Raw genomic sequence first — 8,173 nt, 5'->3', positions numbered from 1 at the left:
AGCGCCGATGGTACTTGGACCGAAGGGTCCTGGGAGAGTAGGACGTTGCCAAGCACGAATAAAACCTTTTCGAACTTCAATTCGAAAAGGTTTTTTGTTATAGAAAAGAGACATGCTAGCAAGGAGCACCAAGATTGTCATGGTCTGCTTCTTGACATGAAAAAACGCCTTATGTATGATTGCAATAATATCTAAAGACAGAAGAGGAGGGCAAACCCTGTGTGGGATGCTAAATTCGCAAAAGAAGGATTGACGTTTGACGATGTACTTCTGGTGCCTCGTAAATCAAATGTATTCGGTAAAGAGATTGATGTTTCCACCAAGCTTGCCCCGAAAGTGAAATTAACTATTCCTTTCCTCAGTTCAGCGATGGATACGGTGACAGAGGCCGCGCTGGCGATTGCAATCGCCCGTGAAGGCGGAATCGGAATTGTTCATAAGAATATGTCCATTGAGCAGCAAGCAGGCGAGGTAGACCGCGTTAAGCGTTCGGAGTCCGGTGTTATTACGAATCCGTTCCACCTTACACCGCAGCATCATGTATACGATGCGGAAGCCCTCATGGCGAAGTTCAGAATCTCCGGCGTACCGATCGTCGATGAGAATAAGAAGCTGGTTGGGATTTTGACCAACCGTGATTTGCGTTTCGTTCATGATTACTCCATTAAAATTGAGGAAGTCATGACGAAAGAAAATCTGGTGACGGCTCCTGTTGGGACAACACTGGAGCAGGCTGAAGGTATTCTTCAACAGCACAAAATCGAGAAGCTGCCTCTGGTGGATGACGCTTTTGTCTTGAAAGGCCTTATCACTATTAAGGATATCGAAAAAGCTATTCAATTCCCTAATGCGGGTAAAGACGAATTCGGTCGTCTGTTGTGCGGAGCCGCAGTAGGAGTATCCAAAGACGTAATGGAACGCGCCGCGGCTCTTGTAGAAGCCGGAGTGGACGTGCTTGTGGTCGATTCGGCACACGGACATCATATCAATATCCTGGAGACGGTCAGAAAGCTTCGCAACCAATATCCGGAGCTGCCGCTTATCGCCGGCAACGTGGCTACCGGAGACGGAACACGAGACCTGATCGAAGCAGGCGCTTCTATCGTCAAAGTCGGAATTGGCCCGGGGTCAATTTGTACAACCCGTGTTATCGCCGGTATCGGTGTTCCTCAAATTACCGCTATCTACGATTGTGCATCTGTTGCACGTGAGTACAACGTGCCGATTATCGCAGACGGCGGCATCAAGTACTCCGGTGACGTAGTCAAGGCGATTGCCGCGGGTGCCAGCGCCGTTATGCTGGGAAGCCTTTTTGCAGGTACGGAAGAAAGCCCTGGAGAGTCCGAGATCTACCAAGGCAGACGCTTCAAGGTTTATCGCGGTATGGGCTCCCTCGGAGCCATGAAAGAAGGCAGCAAGGATCGTTATTTCCAGGAAAACGAAACGAAACTGGTGCCGGAAGGTATTGAAGGACGCGTAGCTTACAAAGGACCGCTGGCCGATACCATCTACCAACTGGTTGGAGGTCTTCGTTCCGGTATGGGGTACTGTGGTGCTCCTGATATCCACACTTTGATCAACGATACAACGTTTGTTCGTATCTCGGGCGCAGGTCTTCGTGAAAGCCATCCGCATGATGTGCAGATTACGAAAGAAGCACCGAACTACTCGCTATAAGCTATTCTTTTTCGCTATATGGGGGGCCCCGGTTTCAGGACCGGGGTCTCCTTTTTTTTATGCCCCGGGGATGGTACAATAAGACACATCATGAATTTACAAATAGGAGTGTGTGAGTTGAAAAAATTTGGTTTTTGGAAAAGAAAAGTATCTTTGGCCCTTGTTTTTGCAATGCTACAAGTATCCTTCCTTCACATATTTGCGGTTACCGCGTTGGCGGCTGACGGCGAACCCGAACTGGATGTTAGTTCTGCTATTTTGATGGAAGCGAGCACAGGACAGATTTTATTCGAGAAAAATGCCGATGAAGTCTTGCCTCCGGCAAGCATGTCCAAAATGATGACGGAATACCTCGTTATGGAAGCGATTCACAATGGCAAGCTCAAGTGGGAAGATACGGCCACGGCAAGCAAATACGCGGCTAACGTAATCGGATCCGGCCAGTTGATCGCGGAAGGCGAAACACTGACGATTAAAGATTTGTTTTATGCCATGTCGATTTATTCTTCCAACGATGCTTCTATTGTTCTTGCCGAAAAGCTCGGCGGATCGGAAGAAGGCTTTGCCAAGATGATGAACGACAAAGCAAGAGAGCTCGGCATGTCGGATAAAGCCCAATTCATTAATGCGACGGGCCTATCCAGAGCGGATATTAAGGAGAATGCCCCTCAAAGTATTCAAGGGGAAACGGTGATGTCGGCGAAAGATGTAGCCATACTCGCACGACACCTGGTTACAGAGCATAAGGAAGTATTGGAGTATACAAAGGTTCCTTCAAAGAAATTACGCGAATCGGATAAAAGCCCGATGATTAATTACAACTGGATGCTTGAAGGCAACAGCAATAATGTGAATTTCAAGAAATATGCCTATCAAGGTCTGGACGGCCTTAAAACCGGGCATACCGATGAAGCCAAGTATTGCTTTACAGGTACGGCCGAACGCAACGGCATGCGCTTGATCAGCGTTGTAATGGGTGCAAAGACGGAGCCGGAGCGCTTTAACCAGACACGCAAAGTGCTGGACTACGGATTTACCAACTTCGAATTCAAATCGCTGGCTAAAGCCGGAGAAGCTCTCGACGCCCAAAAAACGGTGCCGATTACAAAAGGCGTAGAACTGGAAGCGCCTGCTGTCCTGAAAAACGATGTAGCTTTTGCCGTGAAGAAAGGAACCGCGGATACGAAGCTGGAAACGAAGGTTGATCTGCTGGCAGCGGACAAACTGGTTGCTCCTCTCAAAAAGGGAGACAAGCTGGGTACGGCTACCTTGACCTATGGAAAAAATTCCGAAACGGTTGACTTGGTGGCAGCGAACGATATGGAAAAAGCGAGCTGGTTCCGGATGATGATGCGGGCGATCAAAAACTTGTTCGCAGACCTGTTCAACGGGGTTAAAGGCTTATTCTAAGCGGGTTCTCTCAGGAAAAGTTATTGTTTTCGCGAACAGGTTCATGTAAAATGTTAGCTTAGAAGTTCATGAACGAAAAATCTAGCTAGGGATATAAATTCCAGGAGGATTTAAGATGGAGACGGGTACTTCGCGCGTAAAAAGAGGCATGGCTGAAATGCAAAAAGGCGGCGTCATCATGGACGTCATGAATGCGGAACAAGCTAAGATTGCAGAGGCTGCGGGTGCTTCCGCGGTTATGGCACTGGAACGGGTACCATCCGATATCCGTGCGGCCGGCGGCGTAGCCCGCATGGCGGATCCGACTGTTCTGGAAGAGGTTATGAAGGTTGTTTCCATTCCGGTAATGGCGAAAGCGCGTATCGGTCATATTGTGGAAGCACGCGTACTGGAAGCATTGGGTGCGGACTATATTGACGAGAGCGAAGTACTGACACCGGCAGACGAAGTCTTCCACATCGACAAGAAGGACTTCACGGTTCCGTTCGTATGCGGAGCGAAAGATATCGGCGAAGCTTTGCGCCGTATCAACGAAGGAGCTTCCATGCTTCGTACGAAAGGTGAACCGGGAACGGGCAACATCGTTGAAGCGGTTCGTCATATGCGTCTTATTCAATCTCAAATCCGGAAAATCCAGAGCCTGGCGAAGGACGAGCTGTATGCCGAAGCCAAAAACCTGGGTGCTCCATACGATCTGGTTCTATATATTCACGAGAACGGCAAACTGCCGGTCGTCAACTTCGCCGCAGGCGGTGTAGCGACTCCTTCGGATGCGGCTCTTATGATGGAGCTTGGCGCGGACGGTGTATTCGTAGGCTCCGGTATTTTCAAATCGGACAGCCCTGAGAAATTCGCGCGTGCCATCGTAGAAGCGACTACGCACTACAAAGACTACAAGCTGATCGCGGAAGTTTCCAAAAACCTGGGTGCTCCGATGAAAGGCATCGAAATCTCCAAGCTGCATGCTTCCGAGCGGATGCAGGATCGCGGCTGGTAATCAGCCGAGGCAGGAAGCGGGGATAACGATGAAAGTTGGCGTATTGGCTCTGCAGGGAGCCGTAGCGGAACATATCCGTCTGATCGAGGCGGTTGGCGGAGAAGGCGTTGTTGTAAAACGCGCGGAACAGCTCGCCGAGCTGGACGGTCTGATCATTCCCGGAGGCGAAAGCACCACAATCGGAAGATTGATGAGACGCTACGGTTTTATCGAAGCGATTCAGGATTTCTCCAATCAGGGGAAAGCGGTCTTCGGCACATGTGCCGGGCTGATTGTGATCGCGGATAAAATCGCGGGTCAGGAAGAAGCCCATCTAGGGCTGATGGATATGACCGTGCAGCGCAATGCCTTTGGCCGGCAGCGTGAAAGCTTTGAAACCGATTTGCCCGTCAAGGGCATTGACAAGCCTGTAAGAGCCGTATTCATCCGTGCGCCGCTTATCGAACATGTCGGGAACGGCGTGGACGTGTTAAGCGAGTACAACGGTCAAATCGTGGCCGCCAGACAGGGTCATCTGCTTGCGGCTTCGTTCCATCCCGAACTGACGGATGATTCAAGCATGCACGCTTATTTTCTGGATATGATTCGGGAAACCCGTTAATCGAAACAAAAGCAGAAGCACCTCTTTTGCTCCATACGAGAGAAGGGTGCTTTTGTTCCATTTATACAACTTTAGGAGGAGGAGTCTCCTTGTTTGATATTAAATTAATCCGTACCGACATAGAAACGGTTCAAACCGCTATGAAAAACCGCGGAGGCAAGCAGCTCGAAGAAGTTACGCGCATTGCGGAGCTCGATGTAAAGCGCAGAGAGCTGCTGCAGGAAGTGGAACAGCTGAAGAACCGCCGGAATACGGTATCGCAGGAAGTGGCGATGCGCAAGAAGGCGAAAGAGGACGCGGACGATCTGATTGCCGAAATGAAAGGCGTGGGTGACCGCATTAAAGAACTGGATGAGGAGCTCCGGACACTGGAAGTCGAGCTGAATCACCTGCTTCTTTCTATACCGAATGTTCCTCATGAAAGCGTGCCGGTAGGGGCTTCGGAAGAGGACAACATTGAAGTCCGCCGCAACGGGGAAGTGCCCGCATTCGGCTTCGAAGCGAAAGCCCACTGGGATTTGGCTACGGACTTGGGAATCCTCGACTTTGAAGCGGCCGGTAAGGTAACGGGCTCGCGTTTTGTATTCTATAAAGGTTTGGGTGCCCGTCTGGAGCGCGCCTTGATGAACTTTATGATGGACCTGCACAGTACGGAACACGGTTACGAGGAAATGCTTCCTCCGTATATCGTAAACCGGGACAGCCTGACGGGAACCGGACAGCTTCCGAAGTTTGAGGAAGATGTGTTCCATATCGAGAATTCGGAATACTTCCTGATTCCGACGGCGGAAGTACCGGTGACCAATTACCACCGGGATGACATTCTTGCCGCGGAGCAGCTTCCGCGTAAATTCGTCGCGTTCAGCGCATGCTTCCGTTCCGAAGCCGGAGCTGCCGGAAGAGATACCCGCGGCCTGATCCGCCAGCACCAGTTTAACAAAGTGGAGCTGGTTAAGCTCGTCAAGCCTGAAGACTCCTACCAGGAGCTTGAGGAGCTCACTCAGAACGCGGAGCGCGTGCTTCAGCTTCTGAAGCTGCCTTATCGCGTTCTGACGCTCTGTACAGGCGATATCGGCTTCACATCGGCTAAGACGTACGATCTTGAGGTATGGCTGCCAAGCTCGGAAGCCTACCGGGAAATTTCCTCGTGCAGCAATTTCGAGGACTTCCAGGCGCGCCGTGCCAATATCCGTTTCCGCAGAGATGCCAAAGCGAAGCCGGAGTTCGTACATACGCTGAACGGCTCGGGGCTTGCCATCGGACGGACGGTAGCGGCTATCCTTGAAAATTACCAGCAGGAAGACGGTTCGGTTACGGTTCCGGAAGTGCTGGTTCCTTACATGAATGGCGTTACGGTCTTGCGTAAAAATTAACACTTGTAAATGGAACTTTGAATGTGATAAAATTTCTCTGTTACAGTTACTGACTTCTGTGATCGGAAGCCGGTAGCTTTCTGGAGAGGTGGTCGAGTGGTTTAAGGCAGCGGTCTTGAAAACCGCCGTGTCTGTGAGGGCACCGTGGGTTCGAATCCCACCCTCTCCGCCATTCCATATTTTAAAAAACAAGAGTTTACAAACTGCGGGCTTAAGTGCCGCAGTTTTTTTGCATTTATGGCTTTTTAAACGAATGAGATTTGCTTGGGCTGTTCTATGGAGGTTGGAGGTTCGGCTCAGCTTGAAACTACCCAGCTTTTACTGTAAGGGAAGGGGAATAGGCAGACCACGCCTTGACGCATGTTAACGGTAGGGGGTGGTTTAGGATGATCAAGACGGAAAAGCCGTCTGTGGAAAGAGAGCAGTTGGCCAAAGCCTGGATGGAGCAGCTGCCCAACACGCTTCCCGAGTCCGATCATGCGCGCGTATGGCCCGACGAGGCCGATCCGCAGGCAGTCCGGATTCATATCACGAACGCGGGCAGAACGCATTACACGTTCGACTTTAAATGCACTTACGTAGACTCGCGTGAAGTGAAGGTCGAGTTGGTGGATGTAGAGCGTGATGACGTGCACGTGGATGAGACGAGTGAAGTTATCCAAGGACTGGTTAAGGATTATGTCCGTCATATTCACGAATGTGCTCAAGTGCTGCAAGAGCTCACGCATGCGTAACTGCTTTTAGCCGAAATGGGGGGTGGAACGATCATGACCCGACAAAGAACCCGGGATAAGAACCTGCAAAATGTGGCCAAGGATTTGAAAAAATCGGCGGTAAACAGTCATGATGCTCAGCAAATTCAGCAGCAGACCAATGACCGCCGTCATCAGGATGCCTTGAACCACGAAGAATAGAAGCTAAAAATTTCGAAAACGGACCGTTTGGGGGTGAAAAAGATGTCCAAACCAAAGACGCAGCCTGTGGGAGAGAGCGTAACTCATGAGGAGCGGGAAAGATACAACACTCCTGCCAATGAGCCTCTATCGGGCTCGAAGAAAGTGAAAAACCGGAATCATTCCCGTCAAAATCAGGGAGAAGGAAGCTAAGAACAGCCCGAAAAAATTTTTACACGCACGTGCATAGCAGCTTTGAACCAGGACATACTAGAATTGTCGGTGAACACAGAGAGGTGTGGTTCCGTTGGAAAAGTCAGCAGAACAATCATCTGAAGGTCATTCGAGCTTGTAAAGCCAAACTGGAGGAGATGTGCCAAAGACACCGGGACGTGTTCTAAAAGCCGTTTCACTGTGAAGGTTTGTGAACAGCAAGATGTTGAAGATCATCCCAGTAATCACCGACAAAAGGGAACCCTTAGGGGTTCCTTTTTCATTTTAATATGCATGAAATTTCTTACAATTTGGTAACAAACGATTCTAACTTCGTCATAAGAGGTACTGATAAGGTATAGTTTATAGTCAAGGAGGGATGAATCATGGGATTTACGTTAGGAATTGGAGACCGGGCTAGGGATTTTCGTTTACAAGGTACGGACGGCGATATTTACACATTGGACAGTTTCCGGCATGCCAAAGCTTTGGTTGTTTTCTTTGCATGCAATCATTGTCCGTATGTCCTGGGTTCAGAAGAAATCACACGGCAGACGGCGGAGCAGTTTACGGAACAAGGGGTCGCTTTCGTGGCGATCAACAGCAACAGTTCCCAGACCAATCCGGAAGATTCTTTTGAAAAAATGGTAGAACGCATGGAAGAGAAGAAATTTCCCTGGGTCTATCTACACGACAAAAGTCAAGAAGTTGCTCTTGCATACGGTGCTCTCCGTACGCCTCATTTCTTCGTGTTTAATGACAAACGTAAGCTTGTCTACACAGGTCGTGGAGTCGACAATCCGAAGGAAACCGCTAACATCACCGTTAACAACCTCCAGGAGGCCTTGGAGGCGATTACAGCGGGTAGACCTGTTCCTACCCCTGTCACAAACCCGATCGGCTGCAACGTCAAATGGGAGGGCCGTGACAAGCACTGGATGCCCGAGGAAGCCTGCGATCTGGTCTGAACGATTGCATCATGTTTAACAGCGAGGAAAGTGCGCATTTC

General features: G+C 50.0%; 9 protein-coding genes and 1 tRNA gene. All 10 read left to right on the top strand.

What is annotated here, in order from left to right; all coding sequences use genetic code 11:
* Positions 1–219: 219 nt before the first annotated feature.
* The 10 genes from guaB (at position 220) to C4S74_RS19540 (ending at position 8,132) form a co-directional block, all read left to right on the top strand.
* Positions 220–1,677 carry an IMP dehydrogenase gene (gene guaB / locus C4S74_RS19580; RefSeq protein WP_103996964.1) on the top strand — a complete coding sequence of 486 codons (1,458 nt, stop codon included), beginning with the start codon at positions 220–222 and terminating at the stop codon, positions 1,675–1,677.
* Positions 1,678–1,794: 117 nt separating this feature from the next.
* Complete coding sequence (locus C4S74_RS19575) at positions 1,795–3,087, top strand: D-alanyl-D-alanine carboxypeptidase family protein (protein WP_103996963.1); 1,293 nt, start codon at positions 1,795–1,797, stop codon at positions 3,085–3,087.
* A 115-nt stretch (positions 3,088–3,202) separates the two neighbouring features.
* Positions 3,203–4,084, top strand: a complete 882-nt coding sequence (gene pdxS / locus C4S74_RS19570; protein ID WP_103996962.1) for a pyridoxal 5'-phosphate synthase lyase subunit PdxS — start codon at positions 3,203–3,205, stop codon at positions 4,082–4,084.
* A gap of 28 nt (positions 4,085–4,112) precedes the next feature.
* Positions 4,113–4,685 (top strand): pyridoxal 5'-phosphate synthase glutaminase subunit PdxT, encoded by a 573-nt coding sequence (pdxT, locus tag C4S74_RS19565; RefSeq protein ID WP_103996961.1) that lies wholly within the window; start codon positions 4,113–4,115, stop codon positions 4,683–4,685.
* Between the two features lie 89 nt (positions 4,686–4,774).
* Positions 4,775–6,058: a serine--tRNA ligase gene (serS, locus tag C4S74_RS19560; protein ID WP_103996960.1), complete on the top strand. Its 1,284-nt coding sequence runs from the start codon at positions 4,775–4,777 to the stop codon at positions 6,056–6,058.
* Positions 6,059–6,140: 82 nt separating this feature from the next.
* Positions 6,141–6,230: transfer RNA gene (locus C4S74_RS19555), tRNA-Ser, on the top strand.
* Between the two features lie 214 nt (positions 6,231–6,444).
* On the top strand, positions 6,445–6,792 hold the full coding sequence (locus C4S74_RS19550; protein WP_103996959.1) for a hypothetical protein: 348 nt from the start codon (positions 6,445–6,447) through the stop codon (positions 6,790–6,792).
* A 33-nt stretch (positions 6,793–6,825) separates the two neighbouring features.
* Entirely contained in the window at positions 6,826–6,972 is a 147-nt protein-coding gene (locus tag C4S74_RS26670) for a hypothetical protein (protein ID WP_181024481.1), read from the top strand.
* 42 nt (positions 6,973–7,014) lie between these two features.
* Positions 7,015–7,164, top strand: a complete 150-nt coding sequence (locus C4S74_RS19545) for a small acid-soluble spore protein P (RefSeq protein ID WP_103996958.1) — start codon at positions 7,015–7,017, stop codon at positions 7,162–7,164.
* A gap of 386 nt (positions 7,165–7,550) precedes the next feature.
* Positions 7,551–8,132, top strand: coding sequence for a thioredoxin family protein (locus C4S74_RS19540; protein ID WP_103996957.1), 582 nt, complete (start codon positions 7,551–7,553; stop codon positions 8,130–8,132).
* The last annotated feature ends 41 nt before the right edge of the window (positions 8,133–8,173 follow it).

The organism is Paenibacillus sp. UNC499MF (genome assembly GCF_900107975.1).
GTDB lineage: Bacteria > Bacillota > Bacilli > Paenibacillales > NBRC-103111 > Paenibacillus_F.
The sequence above is the reverse complement of the archived record's forward strand: the minus strand, read 5'-3'. Positions and strand labels throughout refer to the sequence as shown.